This is a genomic window from Tolypothrix sp. VBCCA 56010 (assembly GCF_050875635.1).
Taxonomy (GTDB): Bacteria; Cyanobacteriota; Cyanobacteriia; order Cyanobacteriales; family Nostocaceae; genus Hassallia.
In genome coordinates, this window is the sequence record NZ_JBPAOH010000433.1 from 1 (window position 1) to 461 (window position 461).

Below are 461 nucleotides of genomic sequence, written 5' to 3' on the forward strand. Positions count from 1 at the left end.
CGATTGGCATACATTTTAGAAGATGCCCGTGTAGAAGTGCTGCTTGTGCAACAACATCTGATGCCAACGCTGACCGAATATGATGGACGTGTTGTCTACTTGGACAAAAATTGGCAGAGCGACCACAGTTCATCCAACCCTGACAGTGGCGTTCAGGCTGACAACCTCGCCTATGCAATTTATACTTCCGGCTCCACCGGACGACCCAAAGGAGTACAAATTCGCCACAATGCTGTGGTAAATTTCTTAACATCAATGTCTCGCCAACCGGGTCTGGTGTCATCAGATGTTTTGGTGGCGGTGACTACCATTACCTTTGACATCGCCGCATTGGAACTGTTTGGACCGTTAAGTTTAGGTGCGCGTGTAGTCGTCAATCGAGAAGTTGTTGCTGACGGTGGTCAAAGCACAGCCGCCTTGGCGACATCAAGCGCGACGGTGATGCAAGGCACACCTGCCAC

Annotated in this window: 1 protein-coding gene; it reads left to right on the top strand. The window is 50.5% G+C overall.

What is annotated here, in order from left to right; genetic code table 11:
• Window positions 1-461: AMP-binding protein (locus tag AABK37_RS41870; protein ID WP_432557255.1), on the top strand; the 461-nt coding region annotated here is incomplete at both ends.